This is a genomic window from Pseudomonas sp. R11-23-07 (assembly GCF_003852295.1).
Lineage (GTDB): Bacteria > Pseudomonadota > Gammaproteobacteria > Pseudomonadales > Pseudomonadaceae > Aquipseudomonas.
Genome location: NZ_CP027761.1, coordinates 689,897 through 710,067 on the forward strand (window position 1 = coordinate 689,897; position 20,171 = coordinate 710,067).

Consider the following 20,171-nt stretch of genomic DNA (forward strand, 5'->3'; position numbering starts at 1 on the left):
GCGGTGACGCTCAGCGTCACTGTGCGCCGGGACGCGGAACGTCCAAGGCTGCATTCCCACGCAGAGCGTGGGAACGATCAATTATTCAGCCGGGTCTTTCGGTGTTTCAGTCTCGTCTGCTGCCACTTCACCTTCCGCATCCGGGTTCAGTACTCCAGCCTCTTCATCTGCAGCGGCTTTCTTGCGTTGCAGCTTTTCCTCTTTCTTCTGTTCCTTGGCCAAGTCTCTCTGACGTTTGGCGAAGGAGTAATTAGGTTTGGCCATGGGCGATCCTCTAGGGTACGAAGGTGAGGGTGGGCGGCGCGCGGCTGCCTTGGGTCGCTATGGTAGCAGCTTAGCAGCGCGCTTGGCCTTCACTTACCGCTGGCGTAAGCGGCCAGCAGGCCGTTGAACAGTTGATTGAGGTGCATGGCTCAGGCTCCAAGGGGGGATGGGCCGATCATATTCGGTTGCCGCGACGTTGGCTGGTAGATTGTATTGATCAGTCTGATAGCCTAAAGTTGTATACAATCTGTTGATGCAGATCATAAGAATTCACGCCTGAATGAGGCACCCTTGTCGCAATACGCGTTATTCAACCCTGCCTTGGAGATTCACATGTTCGCCAAACTCGTTGCTGTTTCCCTGCTGACTCTGGCTAGCGGCCAGTTGCTTGCCGCAGAGTGCAAGGTCACTGTCGACTCCACCGACCAGATGTCGTTCAACACCAAAGAAATCACCATCGACAAGAGCTGCAAGCAGTTCACCGTTGAGCTGACTCACTCTGGCAACCTGCCCAAGAACGTGATGGGGCATAACTGGGTGCTGACCACTGAAGCCAACATGCAGACTGTGGCTACTGACGGTATGGCTGCAGGTATCGATAAGGATTATCTGAAAGCCGGTGACGACCGCATCATCGCCCACACCAAGATCATTGGCGCTGGTGAGAAAGACTCGGTGACCTTCGACGTCTCCAAGCTGAAAGCCGATGAGAAGTACAGCTTCTTCTGCTCGTTCCCCGGCCACATCTCGATGATGAAAGGTGCCGTGGTCCTGAAGTAACACCGCGTTATCGTTCATCGGGGGCAAGCCCCCTCCCACATTTGAATGTATTCACAAATCAAAGTGTGGGAGGGGGCTTGCCCCCGATAGCGGTCTGACAATCAACGCAACACTACCTGCCTCACCTCAAGGCGCAAACGGCATCACCCGCTTGTGCTCAGTCTTGCGGTAAGTCTCGCAAATAATCCTGAACGCCTCCTCACGCACCGGCTCGCCGTGCAGGAACGCATCGATCTCGGCATAGGTCACGCCATGTGACGCTTCGTCCGGCTTGCCCGGCGACAGGTCTTCCAGGTCGGCGGTCGGCACTTTCTCCACCAACGACTCCGGCGCGCCGAAATGCCGCGCAATCGCCCGCACCTGGTTTTTCACCAGCCCGCTCAGCGGCGCCAGGTCGCAGGCGCCGTCACCGAACTTGGTGAAAAAGCCCATGACCGCTTCCGCCGCATGGTCGGTACCGATCACCAGCCCACCGGCCGCGCCTGCGATGGTGTACTGCGCGACCATACGCATGCGCGCCTTGGTGTTGCCCAGCACGAAGTCGCGGGAGGCCACCGGTTTGCCCTCGAACGCCGCCACTTCATTGGCCAGGGCTTTGACCGCCGGGCCGATGTTGACGGTGTGGCGCTCGTCCGGCTCGATGAAGTCCACCGACGCCTGGGCTTCGTGTTCGTCGAATTGGGTTTCGTAGGGCAGGCGCACGGCGATAAACCGAAAGGCCTCGTCGCCGCTGCTGGCGCGCAGTTCCTGCACGGCGCGCTGAGCCAAGAGGCCTGCGGTCAGGGAGTCGACACCGCCACTGATGCCCAGTACCAACGACTTGAGCCCGGAATTACGCAGGCAGTCCTGGATAAAAGCCACGCGCCTGGCGACTTCTGCCTCAAGGGCGGCCTGGTCTTTGAACGGCGCTTGCACCTTGAGCTGCTGCGCAATCTCACGCTGTACGGCTTGCATGATTCACTCCTTGCTGGATAGGGCAGGTACTTTGAAAACGTGACGCAAATAGGCGACGAAATTGGGGTCGGTGCAATGGGTCTTGCCCGCTTCATCGGAAATCTTCGCGACGGGCTGGCCATTGCAGGCGGTCATTTTAAGCACGATGCTCATCGGTTCCACCCCAGGAATATCACAGGTCAGGTTGGTGCCGATGCCAAAGCTCACATTGATGCGACCGCGCAGCGCACGGAAAATCTCCAGGGCCTTGGGCAACGTCAGGCTGTCGGAGAACACCAGGGTCTTGCTCATCGGTTCGATGCCGAGCTTGTGGTAGTGGGCGATGGCTTTTTCCGCCCACTGCACCGGGTCGCCGGAGTCGTGGCGCAGGCCATCGAACAGCTTGGCGAAGTACAAATCGAAGTCGCCCAGGAACGCATCGGTGGTGATGCAGTCGGTCAGGGCAATGCCCAGCAGGCCACGGTACTCGCGGACCCAGCAATCGAGGGCGGCGATCTGGCTGTCGATCAGGCGCGGGCCGAGTTGTTGGTGGGCCATGATCCACTCATGGGCCATGGTGCCCAACGGTTTCATATCGAACTCGCGGGCCAGGTGCACGTTGCTGGTGCCGACAAAACGCCCAGGGAAGTCGTGCTTGAGCACGCTGACCACTTCCTCCTGCACCCGGTACGAGAAGCGCCGACGCGTGCCGAAGTCGGCCACTTGCAACTCGGACAGCTCATCGCTGCTGGCGTTGGCGGTCAGCCAGTCGAACTTGCGGTACAGCTGCTCGCGGGCCTGTTCCAGGATCACGGTCTGGTAGCGGTAGCGGTTACGCACTTCGCTGACGATGGCCAGCATCGGCACTTCAAACAGGATCACATGCAGCCACGGCCCGCGCAGGCGGATAAACAGCTCGCCGTTCTCGATACCGGTCTGCACGTAGCGCAGGTTGAAGCGGAACAGCCCGAGGAAACGCAAGAAATCCGGCTTCATGAAGCTGATGCGTTCCAGGAAACCCAGTTGGTCCGGGCTCAGGCTCAGCTCGGCGAGGCGCTCGATCTGGTAGCGGATCTCAGCCAGGTAAGGGCGCAGGTCTTCGCTGTTGCGGCAACGGAACTCCCATTCAACTTCCACGTTCGGGTAGTTGTGCAGCACCGCCTGCATCATGGTCAGCTTGTAGAAGTCGGTGTCGAGCAGGTTCTGCACGATGCGATCGGCAAACACACTCTCGCTCATAACGGGAATCTCCAGACGGGTCGGCGAGGGGCGCCGGCCTTTACGCTCAATTGAGGAAGGGGGCTAGTGGCGCATAGACCTGGGTCGGTTTGCCAGTGATTTTTTTGCCAAGGCCACTGGCGCCATCGGGGGCAAGCCCCTTCCCACATTTTGAAATGCATTCCAACCTGTGGGAGGGGGCTTGCTCCCGATAGCGGTATTTCAGGCACTACACAACTTGCTCCAGCATCCATTTCACAAATTCGCGCACCTTGGGCACCTCCGCCGAATGCTCCGGATATGAGAGGTAATAAGCATCCTGGCTCGGCATTGCATGCTGCCAGGGAATCACCAGCTTGCCGTCGGCCAATTCCTCTTCCACCAGAAAGCGTGGCAGCAGTGCCACGCCGCAGCCGACTTGCGCCGCGCGAATGCACATATAAAAGGTGTCAAAGCGCGGCCCGTGGTAACTGTGCTCGGTGTGGAAGCCCTGGCTGGCGAACCAGTCATGCCAGCCTTGAGGGCGTGAGGCGTTTTGCAGCAACACCAGCTCGCTCAGTTGGGTGGGGTCGGTGAACGGCGCTGCTGGCAGGCTCTCCGGGGCGCACACAGGGATGAGTTCTTCACTGAACAACTTCAGGCTTTCTGTGCCGGGGCGTGAACCCTGTCCGAAGTAGAACGCCATGTCGGCCTTGCCTTGCAGCAGTTCGTCCGGTTCCTGTTCGTTGCACAGGTCCAAATGAATCTGCGGGTGGCGCAGGCGCCAGCCCTTGAGGCGCGGCACCAGCCAGCGCGCCCCGAAGGTGTAGGGCGTGGACACGCGCATTACTTCGGTTTCGCCGCCGTAGGAACGCAGGTAGTGGGTAGACATCTCCACTTGGGTGAGGATCTTGCGCACTTCCACCAGGTACAGATCGCCCGCCGGGGTCATCTGCAAGCGGCGCCGCACCCGGCGAAACAGCAGGTGTTGCAGCAACTCTTCCAGCTGCGCCACCTGTTTGCTCACCGCGCTTTGGGTGAGGTTCAGTTCCTCGGCGGCGCGGGTAAAGCTCAGGTGGCGGGTGGCGGCTTCGAAACACTGCAGGGCGGTGATCGAAGGCAAATGTCTTTTGTTCAGCACGGCATGCCTCTTTTTATTCTTTGCATGAATAAACGGAATGATATCTCGCCTAATCGTCGTTTGTTGGCAAGTCTTGGGCCAGCTACAAATGAGGCCTGGATCGCCGCGCCGATTGCGGCGCACATTTTTCTGCTTTTGTTTGAAGGAGTGACCCATGGTTGCCGCATTGCTTGACCGTCTAGGGGTAAACCCGGCGCTGTACCAGGCGGGTACCCAGCCCGTGCATTCGCCGATCGATGGCAGCCGTATCGGCAGTGTGCACTGGGAAGGCGCCGCCGAGGTGGAGCAGCAGGTCAGTCGCGCCGAGCATGCATTCGACGCCTGGCGCAAAGTGCCGGCCCCGCGACGCGGCGAGCTGGTGCGTCAGTTGGGCGACATGTTGCGCCAATACAAGGCCGACCTTGGCGAGCTGGTCTCTTGGGAAGCCGGCAAGATCACCCAGGAAGGCCTGGGGGAAGTGCAGGAAATGATCGATATCTGCGACTTCGCCGTCGGCTTGTCGCGCCAACTCTACGGCTTGACCATCGCCTCCGAGCGCCCCGGCCACCATATGCGTGAAACCTGGCACCCGCTGGGCGTGGTCGGCGTGATCAGCGCGTTCAACTTCCCGGTGGCCGTGTGGGCGTGGAACACGACGCTGGCGCTGGTGTGCGGCAATGCGGTGATCTGGAAACCGTCGGAAAAGACCCCGCTCACCGCGCTGGCCTGCCAGGCGCTGTTCGAACGGGTGTTGAAGAATTTCAAGGATGCACCGCAGTACCTCAGCCAAGTGATTATTGGCGGTCGCGATGCCGGCGCCGCGCTGGTGGATGACCCGCGTGTGGCGCTGATCAGCGCCACCGGCAGCACCCGCATGGGCCGCGAAGTGGCGCCGAAAGTCGCCGCGCGCTTTGCCCGCAGCATTCTCGAACTGGGCGGCAACAATGCGATGATCCTCAGCCCCAGCGCTGACCTGGACATGGCCGTGCGCGCCATTTTGTTCAGTGCGGTCGGCACCGCCGGCCAGCGGTGCACCACCCTGCGCCGGCTGATTGCCCATGAGTCGGTCAAGGCCGACATCGTCACCCGCCTCAAGGCCGCCTACGCCAAGGTGCGCATCGGCCACCCGCTGGAAGGCAACCTGATCGGTCCGCTGATCGACAAGCACGGCTTCGACAACATGCAGGACGCCCTGGAGCAAGCTCTGAGCGAGGGCGGCAAGGTGTTCGGCGGCAAGCGCCAGCTCGAAGACCAGTTCCCCAACGCCTACTACGTGTCGCCGGCGATTGTGGAAATGCCCGAGCAGAGCGACGTAGTGTGCACCGAAACGTTCGCGCCGATTCTGTATGTGGTCGGCTACACCGACTTCGCCGAGGCCCTGCGCCTGAACAACGCGGTGCCACAAGGCTTGTCGTCATGCATCTTCACCACCGATGTGCGCGAAGCCGAGCAGTTCATGTCGGCGGTGGGCAGTGACTGCGGCATTGCCAACGTCAACATCGGCCCGAGTGGCGCGGAAATCGGTGGTGCGTTTGGCGGTGAGAAGGAGACGGGCGGCGGGCGTGAGTCGGGCTCGGATGCGTGGCGCGGGTATATGCGGCGCCAGACCAATACCGTGAACTACTCGCTGGAGTTGCCGCTGGCACAGGGCATAACCTTCGACTGAAGCCCCCTCAAGTCGAAGTGAGAGCAAAAATGTGGGAGGGGGCTTGCTCCCGATAGCAGTGCTTCAGTCAGCGAATCTGTAGCTGACCCACCGCTATCGGGAGCAAGCCCCCTCCCACATTCGGCCGGATTTTCAATTCTGAAAGTTGTTTGTTAGGTCTCATCGGAGTCTGGCAATGCCTTTACGCGAAACATGTTTGTGGGAACACCTCACCCCGAGCCGGCCGGATCGCGCTGCGCTCAAAGGCGAAATCAAGGTGGATGTATGCGTGATCGGTGCCGGCATCACCGGTTTGTCGGCGGCCATTCACTTGCTGGAACAGGGTAAAAGCGTCGCGGTGCTGGAGGCTCACCGCACCGGCCATGGCGGTTCCGGGCGCAACGTCGGGCTGGTCAACGCCGGCATGTGGATCCCGCCGGACGAGATCGAAGCCGGTTTCGGCGAAGCGGTGGGCAGTCAGCTCAACCGCATGTTGGGCGCCGCGCCGTCGCTGGTGTTCGGCCTGATCGACAAATACGCCATCGATTGCCAACTGCGCCGCGAGGGCACTTTGCACATGGCGCACAACGCCCGTGGCGAGGCGGACTTGCGCAGCCGCGAAGCGCAATGGAAGCGCCGCGGTGCGCCGGTCGAGTTGCTGACCGGGCAGGCGTGCGAGCAGGCCACCGGCACCACAAAAATCGCCGCCGCGTTGCTGGACCGACGCGCCGGCACCTTGAACCCGATGGCCTACACCAGCGGCCTGGCGAATGCGGCGGCCGGGTTGGGCGGGCAGTTGTTCGATCATTCCCCGGTCACCCAGCTTGAGCGCCAGGGCGCAGACTGGCTGGTGCAGACCGCCCAGGGTGCGGTGCGGGCCGCACAGGTGGTGATCGCTTCCAATGCCTACACCGAAGGCGAATGGACCGAGCTGCGCCGCAATTTCTTCCCAGGTTATTACTATCAGGTTGCGTCGGCACCGCTCACCGATGACGCCGCCACACGCATCCTGCCGGGTGGCCAGGGTTCATGGGACACGCGCCAGGTACTGAGCAGCATCCGCCGCGATGCCGATGGCCGCCTGTTGCTCGGCAGCCTGGGCAACGGCAACCAGAAACCGGCCTGGTTCCTCAAGGCGTGGGCCGATCGGGTGCAGCAGCACTACTTCCCGTATCTCAAATCGGTGCAGTGGGAATACACCTGGACCGGCTGCATCGCCTTTACGCCCGATCACCTGATGCGTTTGTTCGAGCCGGCGCCGGGGCTGGTGGCGGTCACCGGCTATAACGGGCGTGGAGTGACCACCGGCAGCGTGGTCGGTAAAGCGTTTGCCGACTATTTGTGTCACCAGAATCCCCAGGCGCTGCCGATTCCCTTTACACCGATGCAGCCGCTGGCGGGCGCAGGCCTGCGCAGTTGCCTGTATGAAGCGGGATTCTCGCTGTATCACGCCGGGCAATGTCTGCGGATCGTGATCTGATCCACGAAATAGCGCGCGGAAGCCGGCATTTTCTTAGCCGGCTACCCATCTGTATTGGTGCAAGTCGTAGCAATCGCGCACTGTAAATGTGCAGTTCCGTTACGCAGCTGGTTACAAGTAGTGGAACTGTCGTTTATCCCTCCGGTTGCAGGTGCCACCGTTCGGGGTTGTACTTTTTTGGTGTGCCGGTTGCACCTGTCGGAGCTAGACGGTTGCACGTCCTGGCGAAAGGACTCGAAACGCCAGCAATAACAATGACACCGTGTCTTTTTGAAGAATAAAAAAGTAATGGCACGCGGCTTGCTCTGAGCTTTCAGTGAAAAGTTTGAATGCAAGTTGTCGTGCCAAAAATCAAAAATATCGGAGCACCACTCATGTCCCAGACGTTTTACAAGAAAGGTTTTCTAGCCCTCGCCGTTGCAGCGGCGCTGGGTGTTTCTACGTTTGTTCAAGCTGATGTGAAAATTGGCGTGGCAGGCCCGATGACGGGTGCCAACGCCGCTTTCGGTGAGCAGTACATGAAGGGTGCCCAGGCGGCAGCCGATGAGGTCAACAAGGCGGGTGGCGTCAACGGCGAGAAAATCGTGCTGGTGGCCGGGGATGACGCCTGCGAGCCGAAACAAGCAGTGGCCGTGGCCAACCGCCTGGCCGACCAGGACAAAGTGATCGGCGTGGTCGGGCACTTCTGCTCCTCCAACACCATCCCGGCCTCCGAGGTGTATGACGAAGCGGGCATCATCGCAATCACCCCAGGCTCCACCAACCCACAGGTGACCGAGCGCGGCCTGGGCGCCATGTTCCGCATGTGCGGGCGTGACGACCAGCAAGGCATCGTCGCCGGCGACTACATCGTCGACGTGCTCAAGGGCAAGAAAGTCGCGGTCATCAACGACAAGGACACCTACGGCAAGGGCCTGGCCGACGCCACCGCTGCCCAGTTGACCAAACGCGGTGTGAAGCCGGTGCTGGAAGAAGGCCTGACCCGTGGCGAAAAAGATTTCAGCGCCCTGGTCACCAAGATCCGCTCCCTGGGCGCCGACGTCGTGTACTTCGGCGGCTTGCACCCGGAAGCCGGCCCGCTGGTTCGCCAGATTCGTGAAGCCGGCTTGAAAGACGTCAAGTTCATGTCCGACGACGGCATCGTGACCGACGAACTGGTGGCGACCGCCGGTGGTGCGCAGTACGTGGACGGCGTCTACATGACCTTCGGCGCCGACCCGCGCCTGTTGCCGGACAGCAAGGCGGTGGTCGAGCAGTTCCGTAAAAACGGCACCGAGCCCGAAGGCTACACCCTGTACGCCTACGCCTCGATCCAGGCCCTGGCCGCAGGCTTCAACGGCGCCAAGTCGAACAAGGGCGAGGACGCAGCCAAGTGGCTGAAGGCTCACCCGGTTAAAACCGTCATGGGCGAAAAGGCCTGGGATACCAAGGGCGACCTGAAAATCTCCGACTATGTGGTTTACCAGTGGGACAAAGACGGTAAATACCACCAGCTGGAAAAGCAGAAGTAAGGCTCTGCACCACAGTCCCAATGTGGGAGGGGGCTTGCTCCCGATAGCGGTGGATCAGGTTCAAATCTATTGACTGGCACACCGCAATCGGGAGCAAGCCCCCTCCCACAGGAGACCGTGCTGTTATCAAGATCTGTCTTTTCCTCCAGAAGCGCCGCACACCCACCGGTGTGCAGGTGCTCACCGCGTGAGATTGCGTTATGGATGGTATTTTCCTGCAGCAACTGGTCAACGGCCTGACCCTCGGGTCGGTCTATGGCCTGATCGCCATCGGCTACACAATGGTCTATGGCATCATTGGCATGATCAACTTCGCCCACGGCGAGGTTTATATGATTTCCGCTTACCTCGCGGCGATCAGTCTGGCACTGCTGGCTTACTTCGGCATCGAATCCTTCCCGCTGCTCATTCTCGGCACTTTGGTCTTCACCGTCGTCGTCACCGGCGTGTACGGTTGGGTCATCGAACGTGTCGCCTACAAACCGCTGCGTAACTCCACCCGACTGGCTCCGCTGATCAGCGCCATCGGCATCTCACTGATCCTGCAGAACTACGCGCAGATCGCCCAGGGCGCCAAGCAACAAGGCATTCCCACTCTGCTGGCCGGCGCCTGGCGCGTCGATATCGGCACCGGGTTCGTGCAACTCACCTACACCAAAGTGTTCATCCTCGTGGCGGCATTCGCCGGCATGGCGTTGCTCACCTACATCATCAAATACACCAAGCTCGGCCGCATGTGCCGCGCCACCCAGCAAGACCGCAAGATGGCCTCGATCCTGGGCATCAACACCGACCGTGTGATTTCCTACGTATTCGTCATCGGCGCCGCCATGGCCGCCCTGGCCGGCGTGCTGATCACCCTCAATTACGGCACCTTCGACTTCTATGCCGGCTTCATCATCGGCATCAAGGCGTTTACCGCAGCGGTACTCGGCGGCATCGGCTCCCTGCCTGGGGCGATGCTGGGCGGGATCATCCTCGGTATCTCCGAGTCGCTGTTCTCGGGGTTGATCAACTCCGACTACAAAGACGTGTTCAGTTTCTCCCTGCTGGTGGTGATTCTGATTTTCCGTCCCCAGGGCCTGCTTGGTCGCCCACTTGTGGCGAAGGTGTAAACATGTCTGCTGCCAAATCTATCGATATCAAGAAAAGTGTGGTCGATACGGTCCTCGCCGGGCTGATTTCGCTGATCGTGTTCGGCCCGATCGTCGGCGTGGTGCTCGACGGCTACAGCTTCAACCTGGAACCGGCGCGCGTGGCCACGTTGGTCGCCATCGTGATGGCCGGGCGCTTTGCCCTCAGCCTGTTCCTGCAAACCCCCAAGGGCGTGAAGATCCTGCAGGGTTTCGAGAGCAGCGGCTCCGGCGTGCACGTGCGGGCGCCGGACTACAAGTCGCGGCTGCGCTGGATCATTCCGGCGCTGATCGTGATCGCCATCGTGTTTCCGATCTTTGCCAACAAGTACCTGCTGACCGTGGTGATCCTCGGGCTGATCTACGTATTGCTCGGCCTGGGCCTGAACATCGTGGTCGGCCTGGCCGGTCTGCTCGACCTGGGTTATGTGGCGTTCTATGCCATCGGCGCCTACGGCCTGGCGCTGGGTTACCAATACCTCGGCCTGGGTTTCTGGACGGTGCTGCCGCTGGCCGCCATTGCGGCGGCGTTGGCGGGGTGCATACTCGGCTTTCCGGTATTGCGAATGCATGGTGACTACCTGGCCATCGTGACCCTGGGCTTCGGTGAAATCATTCGCCTGGTGCTCAACAACTGGCTGTCGTTCACCGGTGGCCCGAACGGCATGCCGGTGCCTTCGCCGACCTTCCTCGGCCTGGAGTTCGGCAAGCGTGCCAAGGACGGCGGCATCCCGTTCCACGAGTTCTTCGGCATCGATTACAACCCCAATATCAAGTTCATGTTCATCTACATCGTGCTGTTCCTGGTGGTTCTGGCCGTGCTGTACATCAAGCATCGCCTGACCCGCATGCCGGTCGGGCGTGCCTGGGAAGCCCTGCGCGAAGATGAAATCGCCTGTCGCTCCATGGGCCTGAACCACGTACTGGTCAAGCTTTCGGCGTTCACCATCGGTGCCTCCACGGCTGGTTTGGCCGGGGTGTTCTTCGCCAGTTACCAGGGCTTCGTCAACCCGTCGTCGTTTACCTTCTTCGAGTCGGCGTTGATCCTGGCCATCGTGGTCTTGGGCGGCATGGGCTCGACGGTCGGTGTGGTGATCGCGGCGTTCGTGTTGACCGTTGCCCCGGAACTGCTGCGCAGCTTCTCTGAATACCGCGTGCTGCTGTTTGGCGTGTTGATGGTGGTGATGATGATCTGGCGACCGCGCGGCTTGATCCGCATCAGCCGCACCGGTGTGACACCACGTAAAGGAGTGGCGCCATGAGCAAGGAAGTCGTCCTCTCCGTTGAACACCTGATGATGCACTTCGGTGGCATCAAGGCCTTGAGCGATGTAAGCCTCAAGGTGAAGCGCAACTCGATCTTTGCCCTGATCGGCCCCAACGGCGCCGGCAAGACCACCGTGTTCAACTGCCTCACCGGTTTCTACAAGGCCAGTGGCGGCAAGATCGAACTCAACGTGCGTGGCAAGCAGACCAATGTGATCCAGTTATTGGGTGAGCGCTTCCAGGCCACCGATTTCGTCTCGCCCAAAAGCTTTTTCAGCCGGGTGTACTACAAGATGTTCGGCGGCACCCACTTGGTGAACCGCGCGGGCCTGGCGCGGACCTTCCAGAACATTCGCCTGTTCAAGGAAATGTCGGTGCTGGAGAACCTGCTGGTGGCCCAGCACATGTGGGTCAACCGCAACATGCTCGCCGGTATCCTCAACACCAAGGGCTACCGCAAGGCCGAAAGCGATGCCCTCGACCACGCGTTCTACTGGCTGGAAGTGGTCGACCTGGTGGACTGCGCCAACCGCCTCGCCGGCGAGCTTTCCTACGGCCAGCAGCGCCGCCTGGAAATCGCCCGCGCGATGTGCACGCGGCCGCAGATCATCTGCCTGGATGAACCGGCGGCGGGCCTCAACCCCCAGGAGACCGAAGCCCTCAGCGCGATGATTCGCCTGCTGCGCGACGAACACGACCTCACGGTGGTGCTGATCGAACACGACATGGGCATGGTGATGAGTATTTCCGACCACATCGTGGTGCTGGACCACGGCAACGTGATCGCCGAAGGCGGGCCGGACGCGATCCGCAACGACCCGAAAGTGATCGCCGCCTACCTGGGCGCAGACGAAGAGGAACTCGTATGAACGGGCCTATCCTCGAAATGAAGGACCTGGACGTGTTCTACGGCCCGATCCAGGCCCTGAAAAAAGTCTCGCTGTACATCAACGAAGGCGAAACCGTCAGCCTGATCGGCTCCAATGGCGCGGGCAAATCCACGCTGCTGATGTCGATCTTCGGCCAGCCACGGGCCGAGTCGGGGCAGATTCTCTATAACGGCGTGGACATTACCCACAAGTCGTCCCACTACATCGCCTCCAACGGCATCGCGCAGTCGCCGGAAGGGCGGCGGGTATTCCCCGACATGACCGTCGAGGAAAACCTGCTGATGGGCACCATCCCCATTGGCGACAAGTTCGCGCAGGAAGACATGCAACGCATGTTCGAGCTGTTTCCACGGCTCAAGGAGCGGCGTAACCAGCGCGCGATGACCATGTCTGGTGGCGAGCAGCAAATGCTCGCCATCGCCCGCGCGCTGATGAGCCGGCCCAAGCTGTTGCTGCTTGATGAGCCCAGCCTGGGCTTGGCGCCGATCGTGGTGAAGCAGATCTTTTCCACCCTGCGCGAGCTGGCCTCCACCGGGATGACCATCTTCCTGGTGGAGCAGAACGCCAACCACGCCCTGCGCTTGTCGGACCGCGCCTATGTCATGGTCAACGGCGAGATTCGCCTGACCGGTACGGGCAAGGAACTGCTGGTGAATGAAGAAGTGCGCAACGCCTACCTGGGCGGTCACTGACTGCGCGGTACCCTGTGGGAGGGGGCTTGCTCCCGATAGCGGAGTGTCAGTTTCAGATGTGCTGACTGACAAAACGCTATCGGGAGCAAGTCGAATCGTCGCACCGCCCCTCCCACATTGTTTTGTGTGATCCACAAGGCCTGCGCCAAATTGTGGAAAACAAATTCAGCTCCCCTCCAAAGCGCGACATATAGCCGCCGCAAATCCCTGTTTTGTCACAGTTTTGACTTGTCCCCATCCGCTGTGGAACCGGCTGTGGGTAAGGTGGGAGTAGCTGGCTGCAGGCCTCTGAAACCGTGGCTTGCAGCGGTGTGGTTAGTATTTGATCAGCCACTTTTTCGCGACCCTTCGAGGGGTTTGTCAACCTGTTTAAAGACACAGGTATATGACCGTTGCATGTCACTCCTGCCTGTGGATAAGTCTGTGACTAAACTCTGGAAAGACTGCCGCAGAGGCCGGAATGACTGGCCTGGAGCCATCGTCTAGATGTTCACCGGGGAAAACGCCTACATACGCCTCTGTCCAGGTCAAGCAAAAAACTTTCTAAAAGCTCCTGCAGGCCTTGTATCACGCGGCTCAAGGCGATTTGCACTTGCCCCCAAAGACTGTGGGCGCAGTTGTGGATAACCTGCGCGTATGTGGCTGCAGGCCTTGATCTGCATAGCTCTGCCCGGCGTGGTTAAAAAGTGATCAGGCGAGTAGGAAGATGCGCGCGTAGCGGTTGCCGCGAGGGCAGCGTAAGGGCATTCTGCTGGCAACTTTTCCCGTTGCCCGCAAGGAGACCACCATGTCCGACACGCTGTTTATTACTGGCGCCACTTCAGGTTTCGGTGAAGCCTGTGCCCGCCGTTTTGCCGAAGCTGGCTGGAAACTGGTGCTCACCGGTCGGCGTGCCGAGCGCTTGAATGCGCTGGTCGAAGAACTTTCCAAGCAAACCGAAGTGCATGGCCTGGTGGTGGACGTGCGTGATCGCAAAGGCATGGAAGACGCCATTGCCAACCTGCCGCCCTCGTTCGCCACGTTGCGCGGGCTGATCAACAACGCCGGCCTGGCCGTGGGCACCGATCCCGCGCCCAAGTGCAACCTCGACGATTGGGAAACCATGGTCGACACCAATATCAAAGGGTTGCTGACCACCACCAACCTGCTGCTGCCGCGCCTGATCGCCCATGGCCGTGGCGCCGGGATCATCAACCTGGGTTCCATCGCCGGTAACTACCCTTACCCGGGCAGCCATGTGTATGGCGGGTCCAAGGCGTTCGTGAAGCAGTTCTCGCTGAACCTGCGCTGCGATCTGCAAGGCACCGGTGTGCGTGTGACCAACATCGAGCCGGGCTTGTGCGAGAGCGAATTTTCCCTGGTGCGTTTCGGCGGCGATCAGGCGCGTTATGACGCGACCTACGCGGGCGCCGAGCCGATCCAGCCGCAGGATATTGCCGACACGATCTTCTGGGTGCTGAATACGCCGGCGCACGTAAATATCAACCGCTTGGAGCTGATGCCGGTGAGCCAGACCTGGGCTGGGTTTGCGATTGAGCGCGGGGCCAAGTAAGGCTCAACTGATTGTTCCCACGCTCCGCGTGGGAATACCGCCGGGGACGCTCTGCGTCGCGCTTTGCTGGTGACGCAGAGCGTCACACCATGCATTCCCACGCAGAGCGTGGGAACGATCAAAGGTACACTCCGCTCCTGAAAACCCTCCGCACTGTGCGGTTTAAAGGTTTTGACGGGAGGAAATGTGAGTAACCGAGGTGAGCAGGCACTGCTCAAACAATCGACCATCCTGATGTTCGCAGTTGCGATCGCCGGGATTGTCACGGGTGTGATATCCGGCGCCCAATCCATTCTGTTCGACGGCTTTTTCTCGCTGATCGCCACCGCCATCAAGGTGTTGATGCTGATCACGGCCAAGCTGATCGTCAAGAAAAGCAACGAGCGGTTCCAGTTCGGCTACTGGCACCTGGAGCCTATGGTGCTGTTGATCGAAGGCAGCTTTCTGCTGTTGATCGCCATCTATGCGTTTCTCAACGGCGTGTTCGGCATCATCAACGGCGGGCGCGAGATCGAGTTGGGGCTGGTGATCATTTATGCGGCGGTGTTTACCGTGGTGGAGTTCGCCTACTTCTTCTATGTGCGCTACCGCAATCGCACGCTGAAATCCTCGCTGATCCAGTTCGACAATATCAGTTGGCTGGTGGACGCGATGCTGTCGGTGGGCCTGTTGATCAGCTTTCTGGCGGCACTGCTGCTCAAGTCCCAGGGGTATGGCGAGTGGGCGGTGTATGTCGACCCGCTGATCCTGATCCTGTTGGCCCTGAGCATGCTGGCACCGGCGTTCAAGATCCTGCGCCCGGCGTTGCGTGAGGTGCTGGGGATCGCCCCGGATCACCTGGACGACACCGTGCGCGAAGTGATGGATGCGGCCAAGGCCAGGCATGGTTTCGATGACTACGTGTCCTATGTGCAAAAGCACGGGCGGGCGCGGTTCATCGAAATCCATGTGGTGTTGCCGGCGGATTACCCGGTGGATAACGTCGCGACCCTCGACCTGCTGCGCGAGGAGATATCCACAGGGCTAGGCACGCCGGATGCGGCTCGTTGGTTGACCATCAGTTTTACTGGGGATCGCAAGTGGATTGCGTGATGGCTGTTAGACCGAGGTGAGGCTATCGGGAGCAAGCCCCCTCCCACATTGGATCGGGTTCCAACATGAAACGCGGACAAATGTGGGAGGGGGCTTGCTCCCGATGAGGCCTGAAGGTCAGCCCAAATGCTGGGTCAGACCCTGATAGCAAGTCGCCAAATGATAAGGTGTGGTAGAAGGCATATCCCGGCGGCTCACCTGACCGTCGGCATCCAGGCATTCATGCCAACCCTTCCCATGCAGGAAATGCTCTTGCAGCGCCAGCAATTGACGCTGCAGCACTGCCTCGCTGTCAGGTCTCAGGGTCAACGCCCGCAGGTATTCAGCCTGCGCCCAGATACGCTGGGTGCCGTCGCGCACCGTGCCATCCACAGACAGCATGCCGCTGACCGCACCGCTTAACTTATCCACACCCTTTTGCTCGGCATAGGCAAACGCTCGCGTCAGTGAGGCATGCAGCGCTGTACCGCGCAGCACCTGCGACGACTCGAGCAAAAAGAACCACTCGAACTGATGCCCTGGCTCGAACCAGTTATCCACAGCGCCCAGGGGTTTTTCCATCATCACGCCGTGCTGACGGTCGATAAAGCGCTTTTGCAGGGCGCCGGCCAAGTCCAGCAATGCGTCACGCGTGAGGGGATCGTCACGCACCGCCAGTGTGGCGAGAAAGCCTTCGGCCAGGTGCATCAGCGGGTTCTGCAAGGGGCCCGACTTGAGGCTTGACCAGTTGCGCTCCAGCACTGCTTCGTAGAGGCCGTCGCCGCTGGCGAAGCGTTCGGCGACCACGGCAAGCGCGGCATTGAGCACCGATTCCACCAATGGTTCACGCACCTTGGCCCAGTAATGGGCGCAGGCAAAGATGATGAAGGCGTGGGTATAGAGGTCTTTGCGTTTATCCAGCGGCTGCCCGGCCGGGTCGATGCTGTAGAACCAGCCGCCGTGTTCGGCGTCGTGGAAGTGCCGTTGCAAGGAGCGGAACAGTGTGGCGGCGCGTTCCTCGGCAAAGGCTGCACCGGGTTCGCCGATCAGGCTGGCAAACAGGTACAACTGCCGGGCGCAGGCCATGGCGCGGTAGCGTTGTGGGGGTAACGGCTGGTGATCGGCGTCCAGTGCCTCGTACGGCAGCGCCAGGTCGGCATTCCAGCCCGGGCCCTGCCAGAGCGGCACGATCAGGTTGTGGAAGTGCGTGAGCACGGAGTTCAAAAGAGGTTGGGGCATCGGCTGGCGTCGTCACGGCAGGGGTGTGGCGCGCATGGTATCAGGCTGATCGTTCCCACGCTCTGCGTGGGAATGCTTTTCATGACGCTCCGCGTCATGCGTAGGAACGCGGAGCGTCCCCGGCTGCATTCCCACGCGGAGCGTGGGAACGATCTATCAGCCCGCCAACAACCAGACCCCAGTCGCCGCCGACGCAGCCCCGGCCACCCGCACCAACGGTGCCGCCGCCGCTGGCAGCAAACGTACCACCGCATAGCCCGCCGCGTGCAGCGCCGCCGTTGCGCCGACAAACCCCGCCGCATACGCCCAGGGGCTGGACATGTCCGGTAACTCCAAGCCATGGGCCACGCCGTGAAACAGGGCAAACAACGCCGTCACACCCACCGCCACGAACAACGGCGGCCGTACCGCCAGCGCCACCGCCAGGCCCAGGGCCAGCACCGACGCAGCAATCCCGCTTTCCAGCGCCGGCAATTGCAGGCCTTCAAACCCCAGCATGCCGCCAATCAACATGGTGCCGACGAAGGCGCAAGGCAGGGCCCAGCGTGCATTGCCTTTTTGCTGCGCCGCCCACAGCCCGACCGCAACCATGGCCAGCAAGTGATCGAGACCGCCCAGCGGGTGGCTGATGCCGGCAACCAGGCCATTGTCGCCGTGACCCGGGTGAGCAAACGCGAGGGCGGGGGCCAGCAGCAACGTGGCGGCGGCGAACAGTTTCTTGAGGTTCATACACAGGCTCCGTAGGGGGATCAGGCAGCGGTCAGCAGGCCTTGGCGTTCGATAAAGGCGACGATTTCATCCAGGCCGACGCCGGTTTTCTGGTTGCTGAACACAAAGGGTTTGCCATTGCGCATGCGTTGAGTGTCGCTGTTCATCAACTCCAGCGAGGCACCCACTAGCGGCGCGAGGTCGATCTTGTTGATCACCAGCAGGTCGGATTTGCAAATACCGGGCCCGCCCTTGCGCGGGAGTTTGTCGCCGGCAGACACATCGATCACATAGATGGTCAGGTCTGACAGCTCGGGGCTGAACGTCGCCGACAGGTTGTCGCCGCCGGACTCCACCAGAATCAGGTCCAGGCCGGGAAAACGCCGGTTGAGTTGGTCCACCGCCTCCAGGTTGATCGAGGCATCTTCGCGGATGGCCGTGTGCGGGCAGCCGCCGGTTTCCACGCCGATGATGCGCTCCGGCGCCAGGGCCTGGTTGCGCACCAGGAAATCGGCGTCTTCGCGGGTGTAGATGTCGTTGGTGACCACCGCCAGGTTGTAGCGGTCGCGCAGCGCCAGGCACAGGGCCAGGGTCAGGGCCGTCTTGCCGGAGCCCACCGGGCCGCCGATGCCGACGCGCAGGGGTTGTGTGTTCATGTCAGGTTCTCCAAAAACAGTCTCAGGAACGGAACAGGCGGCTGTACTGGCGTTCATGAGCCATGCACGCCAAAGACAGGCCAAAGGCGGCGCTGCCCAGATGATCGGGTTCGATGCGGTCGGCATGCTGCTGGGCCTGTTGCAGCAGCGGCAGCAGCTCGCTGGTCAGACGCTGCGCGGCTTGCTGGCCCAGGGGCAGGGTTTTCATCAGCACGGCCAGTTGATTTTCCAGCCAGCTCCATAGCCAGGCGGCGAGCGCGTCTTCGGGGCTGATTGCCCAGGCCCGCGCGGCCAGCGCCCAGCCGAGGGCGAGATGGGGTTCAGGGTGTTGGGCAAGAAAGTCGCGGGCGGCGGCGTCCAGTTCCGGCAAGCCATTGAGCAGTTGCTGCAGGGAGTAGCCCATCTGCCGGCTCTCCTGATACAGCTCGCGGGTTTCGCGGCTGGCACGGTGTTCTTCACACAGCTGCGCCAGGCGTGGCCACGCCTGTTCTGTGGCCGCGCCGCAATGGGCGAGCAGCAACGGCGCTTCGAAACGCGCGAGGTTGAGCAGCAATTGATCACTGATCCAGCGCCGCGCGCTGGCGGCATCGTTGACGCGGCCGTTGTCCACGGCCATTTCCAGGCCCTGGGAATAGCTGTAGCCACCAATCGGCAACTGCGGACTGGCCAGGCGCAACAGCGCCCAGGCTGGGTTCATAGACGCACGCCGAACTGATGCAGTTTGGGCGCGTAGTTGAAGGCTTCATCGCCATGCCGCGAATGATGATGGCCACCGCCATAGGCCCCGTGTTCAGGCTGGAAGGGCGCCTCAATGGTGTGCACGTCGGCGCCCAACTGCTCAAGCATGGCCTTGAGCACATAGTCATCGAGCAGGCGCAGCCAGCCATCGCCGACCTGCAGGGCCACATGGCGGTTGCCAAGGTGATAGGCGGCGCGGGTCAGTTCAAACGCGTTGCGACAGGTGACATGCATCAGCTGTTCAGGGCGCGCGCAGACACGTACGACGCGTCCGTCTTCAGCTTGTAGGAATTCGCCATCATGCAGCGGCGGTTGCCCACGCTCCAGAAACAGGCCGACGTCTTCACCCTCGGCACTGAAACAGCGCAGACGGCTTTTGCTGCGGGCTTCGAAGTTCAGCAGCAGTTCGGCGGCCCAGAGGGCTTGCGGGGCGATTCGGCGGTGGATCACCAGCATCAGAAAGCTTCCGGCTATGAGCGATAAGGGAGCTAGAGCAAGGGTCTTGCCAACCCGGCAGGCGCGTAGGAATTTCCTGTCAGCAGGGCGCGAGCGCCACAAGGCAGGGCACTCGCTGAGTGCATCTGTGTGGCAATTTGGTGCGCTTGAGCGGGTTTTAGCACCGTAAAAGGGCATTTTGCGTGGTGAACGGTCATGTGTTGCATGAAACTTCTTTCATCCAATTCTTCGTGGCGTTTTTAAGGATTTTTCCTACAAAGCCACGGGAATTGGCCTTCGTGGAGTTACACGGGGGTTGTTTAAGATTCGCGCCGTGTTTAATTCACTGCGATGTTCATCATGTTCAAGTCACTTATCTGTTCCGTCATTGTCAGCCTGTCGTGCCTTATCTCATCAGCCTCGGCCACTCTTCAACAGCCGCCCACCTTTGTTTCCAAGCCCGCATCATCCTCGGTCGACGATGTGATCGACCGGGCCCATCAATTGCTCGGCACACCCTACAAGTGGGGCGGTACGTCTACCGAGCAAGGGTTCGATTGCAGCAGTTTCCTGGTCTATCTGTTCAAGACCGAAGCGAATATTCAGCTTCCGCGCACCACGGCTGCGATGCACCGTTCCACCGCCGCGACCATCAAGCGCAATGCGTTGAAGCCGGGCGACGCGGTCTTTTTCAAAGGCAACGGGCAGGGGAGGGTGAGTCACGTCGGGCTGTATATCGGCGAAGGCAAATTCATCCATTCACCGCGTACCGGCAAGAATGTGCGTATCGATTCGTTGAGCAATACCTATTGGAGCAAGAACTACACCACGGCCAAGCGCTTTCATACGGCCAGCTGAGGCA

General features: G+C 60.8%; 20 protein-coding genes. 11 read left to right on the forward strand and 9 right to left on the reverse strand.

The features are described 5' to 3' along the window. Positions 1-81 precede the first annotated feature (81 nt). Complete coding sequence (locus tag C4J84_RS02870; protein WP_124434877.1) at positions 82-264, reverse strand: hypothetical protein; 183 nt, start codon at positions 262-264, stop codon at positions 82-84. A gap of 333 nt (positions 265-597) precedes the next feature. Between C4J84_RS02870 and azu the strand changes: the two genes are divergently transcribed. Further along, positions 598-1,044 (forward strand): azurin, encoded by a 447-nt coding sequence (azu, locus tag C4J84_RS02875; protein ID WP_124402906.1) that lies wholly within the window; start codon positions 598-600, stop codon positions 1,042-1,044. Positions 1,045-1,170: 126 nt separating this feature from the next. On the opposite strand, the gene nadE is transcribed toward azu, so the two are convergent. From nadE to C4J84_RS02890, 3 genes are all read right to left on the reverse strand, one after another. Then, complete coding sequence (gene nadE / locus C4J84_RS02880) at positions 1,171-1,998, reverse strand: ammonia-dependent NAD(+) synthetase (protein WP_124402907.1); 828 nt, start codon at positions 1,996-1,998, stop codon at positions 1,171-1,173. Positions 1,999-2,001: 3 nt separating this feature from the next. Beyond that, complete coding sequence (pncB, locus tag C4J84_RS02885) at positions 2,002-3,216, reverse strand: nicotinate phosphoribosyltransferase (RefSeq protein ID WP_124361042.1); 1,215 nt, start codon at positions 3,214-3,216, stop codon at positions 2,002-2,004. Between the two features lie 208 nt (positions 3,217-3,424). Then, the gene (locus tag C4J84_RS02890; RefSeq protein WP_124434878.1) at positions 3,425-4,315 is read right to left on the reverse strand and encodes a LysR substrate-binding domain-containing protein; all 891 of its coding nucleotides are present in this window, start codon (positions 4,313-4,315) and stop codon (positions 3,425-3,427) included. A 154-nt stretch (positions 4,316-4,469) separates the two neighbouring features. On the opposite strand from C4J84_RS02890, the gene C4J84_RS02895 reads away from it, so the two are divergent. The 9 genes from C4J84_RS02895 (at position 4,470) to C4J84_RS02940 (ending at position 15,554) form a co-directional block, all read left to right on the forward strand. Continuing rightward, a complete protein-coding gene (locus C4J84_RS02895; protein WP_124434879.1) occupies positions 4,470-5,960 on the forward strand; it encodes an aldehyde dehydrogenase family protein in 1,491 nt (496 codons plus the stop codon). 175 nt (positions 5,961-6,135) lie between these two features. Next, the gene (locus tag C4J84_RS02900; RefSeq protein ID WP_124408939.1) at positions 6,136-7,419 is read left to right on the forward strand and encodes an FAD-binding oxidoreductase; all 1,284 of its coding nucleotides are present in this window, start codon (positions 6,136-6,138) and stop codon (positions 7,417-7,419) included. A 374-nt stretch (positions 7,420-7,793) separates the two neighbouring features. After that, positions 7,794-8,930: a branched-chain amino acid ABC transporter substrate-binding protein gene (locus C4J84_RS02905; RefSeq protein ID WP_124361046.1), complete on the forward strand. Its 1,137-nt coding sequence runs from the start codon at positions 7,794-7,796 to the stop codon at positions 8,928-8,930. A gap of 200 nt (positions 8,931-9,130) precedes the next feature. Further along, positions 9,131-10,045, forward strand: coding sequence for a branched-chain amino acid ABC transporter permease (locus C4J84_RS02910; protein ID WP_048727385.1), 915 nt, complete (start codon positions 9,131-9,133; stop codon positions 10,043-10,045). Positions 10,046-10,047: 2 nt separating this feature from the next. After that, complete coding sequence (gene livM, locus C4J84_RS02915; protein WP_124361047.1) at positions 10,048-11,325, forward strand: high-affinity branched-chain amino acid ABC transporter permease LivM; 1,278 nt, start codon at positions 10,048-10,050, stop codon at positions 11,323-11,325. Further along, positions 11,322-12,197 carry an ABC transporter ATP-binding protein gene (locus C4J84_RS02920; protein ID WP_124361048.1) on the forward strand — a complete coding sequence of 292 codons (876 nt, stop codon included), beginning with the start codon at positions 11,322-11,324 and terminating at the stop codon, positions 12,195-12,197. Before livM ends, C4J84_RS02920 begins: the two co-directional genes overlap by 4 nt. After that, positions 12,194-12,910, forward strand: coding sequence for an ABC transporter ATP-binding protein (locus tag C4J84_RS02925; RefSeq protein WP_124361049.1), 717 nt, complete (start codon positions 12,194-12,196; stop codon positions 12,908-12,910). Before C4J84_RS02920 ends, C4J84_RS02925 begins: the two co-directional genes overlap by 4 nt. A gap of 787 nt (positions 12,911-13,697) precedes the next feature. After that, positions 13,698-14,462, forward strand: coding sequence for an SDR family oxidoreductase (locus C4J84_RS02935; RefSeq protein WP_124361050.1), 765 nt, complete (start codon positions 13,698-13,700; stop codon positions 14,460-14,462). A 186-nt stretch (positions 14,463-14,648) separates the two neighbouring features. Beyond that, on the forward strand, positions 14,649-15,554 hold the full coding sequence (locus tag C4J84_RS02940) for a cation diffusion facilitator family transporter (protein WP_124369406.1): 906 nt from the start codon (positions 14,649-14,651) through the stop codon (positions 15,552-15,554). Positions 15,555-15,671: 117 nt separating this feature from the next. Here C4J84_RS02940 and C4J84_RS02945 read toward each other — a convergent pair whose 3' ends face one another. The 5 genes from C4J84_RS02945 to ureE form a co-directional block, all read right to left on the reverse strand. Continuing rightward, entirely contained in the window at positions 15,672-16,772 is a 1,101-nt protein-coding gene (locus C4J84_RS02945; protein ID WP_124365651.1) for an AGE family epimerase/isomerase, read from the reverse strand. 156 nt (positions 16,773-16,928) lie between these two features. Next, a complete protein-coding gene (locus C4J84_RS02950; RefSeq protein WP_124369408.1) occupies positions 16,929-17,501 on the reverse strand; it encodes a HupE/UreJ family protein in 573 nt (190 codons plus the stop codon). Between the two features lie 20 nt (positions 17,502-17,521). Beyond that, positions 17,522-18,136 carry an urease accessory protein UreG gene (ureG, locus tag C4J84_RS02955; protein WP_017849719.1) on the reverse strand — a complete coding sequence of 205 codons (615 nt, stop codon included), beginning with the start codon at positions 18,134-18,136 and terminating at the stop codon, positions 17,522-17,524. Positions 18,137-18,158: 22 nt separating this feature from the next. Next, entirely contained in the window at positions 18,159-18,833 is a 675-nt protein-coding gene (locus C4J84_RS02960; RefSeq protein ID WP_124428537.1) for an urease accessory protein UreF, read from the reverse strand. Continuing rightward, entirely contained in the window at positions 18,830-19,330 is a 501-nt protein-coding gene (gene ureE, locus C4J84_RS02965) for an urease accessory protein UreE (RefSeq protein ID WP_124369410.1), read from the reverse strand. The genes C4J84_RS02960 and ureE overlap by 4 nt, the downstream gene beginning before the upstream one ends. Positions 19,331-19,669: 339 nt before the next feature. Here ureE and C4J84_RS02970 point away from each other — a divergent pair, with 339 nt between their 5' ends. Then, complete coding sequence (locus C4J84_RS02970) at positions 19,670-20,167, forward strand: C40 family peptidase (protein ID WP_124434880.1); 498 nt, start codon at positions 19,670-19,672, stop codon at positions 20,165-20,167. Positions 20,168-20,171 lie beyond the last annotated feature (4 nt).

Bases quoted from the DNA above. Each gene is read 5' to 3' on its own strand.
- C4J84_RS02895 (WP_124434879.1), top strand. From the start codon at position 4,470: ATGGTTGCCGCATTGCTTGACCGTCTAGGGGTAAACCCGGCGCTGTAC.
- azu (WP_124402906.1), top strand. From the start codon at position 598: ATGTTCGCCAAACTCGTTGCTGTTTCCCTGCTGACTCTGGCTAGCGGC.
- ureG (WP_017849719.1), bottom strand. From the start codon at position 18,136: ATGAACACACAACCCCTGCGCGTCGGCATCGGCGGCCCGGTGGGCTCC.
- livM (WP_124361047.1), top strand. From the start codon at position 10,048: ATGTCTGCTGCCAAATCTATCGATATCAAGAAAAGTGTGGTCGATACG.
- nadE (WP_124402907.1), bottom strand. From the start codon at position 1,998: ATGCAAGCCGTACAGCGTGAGATTGCGCAGCAGCTCAAGGTGCAAGCG.
- C4J84_RS02905 (WP_124361046.1), top strand. From the start codon at position 7,794: ATGTCCCAGACGTTTTACAAGAAAGGTTTTCTAGCCCTCGCCGTTGCA.
- pncB (WP_124361042.1), bottom strand. From the start codon at position 3,216: ATGAGCGAGAGTGTGTTTGCCGATCGCATCGTGCAGAACCTGCTCGAC.
- C4J84_RS02910 (WP_048727385.1), top strand. From the start codon at position 9,131: ATGGATGGTATTTTCCTGCAGCAACTGGTCAACGGCCTGACCCTCGGG.
- C4J84_RS02900 (WP_124408939.1), top strand. From the start codon at position 6,136: ATGCCTTTACGCGAAACATGTTTGTGGGAACACCTCACCCCGAGCCGG.
- C4J84_RS02970 (WP_124434880.1), top strand. From the start codon at position 19,670: ATGTTCAAGTCACTTATCTGTTCCGTCATTGTCAGCCTGTCGTGCCTT.
- C4J84_RS02935 (WP_124361050.1), top strand. From the start codon at position 13,698: ATGTCCGACACGCTGTTTATTACTGGCGCCACTTCAGGTTTCGGTGAA.
- C4J84_RS02925 (WP_124361049.1), top strand. From the start codon at position 12,194: ATGAACGGGCCTATCCTCGAAATGAAGGACCTGGACGTGTTCTACGGC.
- C4J84_RS02870 (WP_124434877.1), bottom strand. From the start codon at position 264: ATGGCCAAACCTAATTACTCCTTCGCCAAACGTCAGAGAGACTTGGCC.
- C4J84_RS02920 (WP_124361048.1), top strand. From the start codon at position 11,322: ATGAGCAAGGAAGTCGTCCTCTCCGTTGAACACCTGATGATGCACTTC.
- C4J84_RS02945 (WP_124365651.1), bottom strand. From the start codon at position 16,772: ATGCCCCAACCTCTTTTGAACTCCGTGCTCACGCACTTCCACAACCTG.
- C4J84_RS02950 (WP_124369408.1), bottom strand. From the start codon at position 17,501: ATGAACCTCAAGAAACTGTTCGCCGCCGCCACGTTGCTGCTGGCCCCC.
- C4J84_RS02960 (WP_124428537.1), bottom strand. From the start codon at position 18,833: ATGAACCCAGCCTGGGCGCTGTTGCGCCTGGCCAGTCCGCAGTTGCCG.
- ureE (WP_124369410.1), bottom strand. From the start codon at position 19,330: ATGCTGGTGATCCACCGCCGAATCGCCCCGCAAGCCCTCTGGGCCGCC.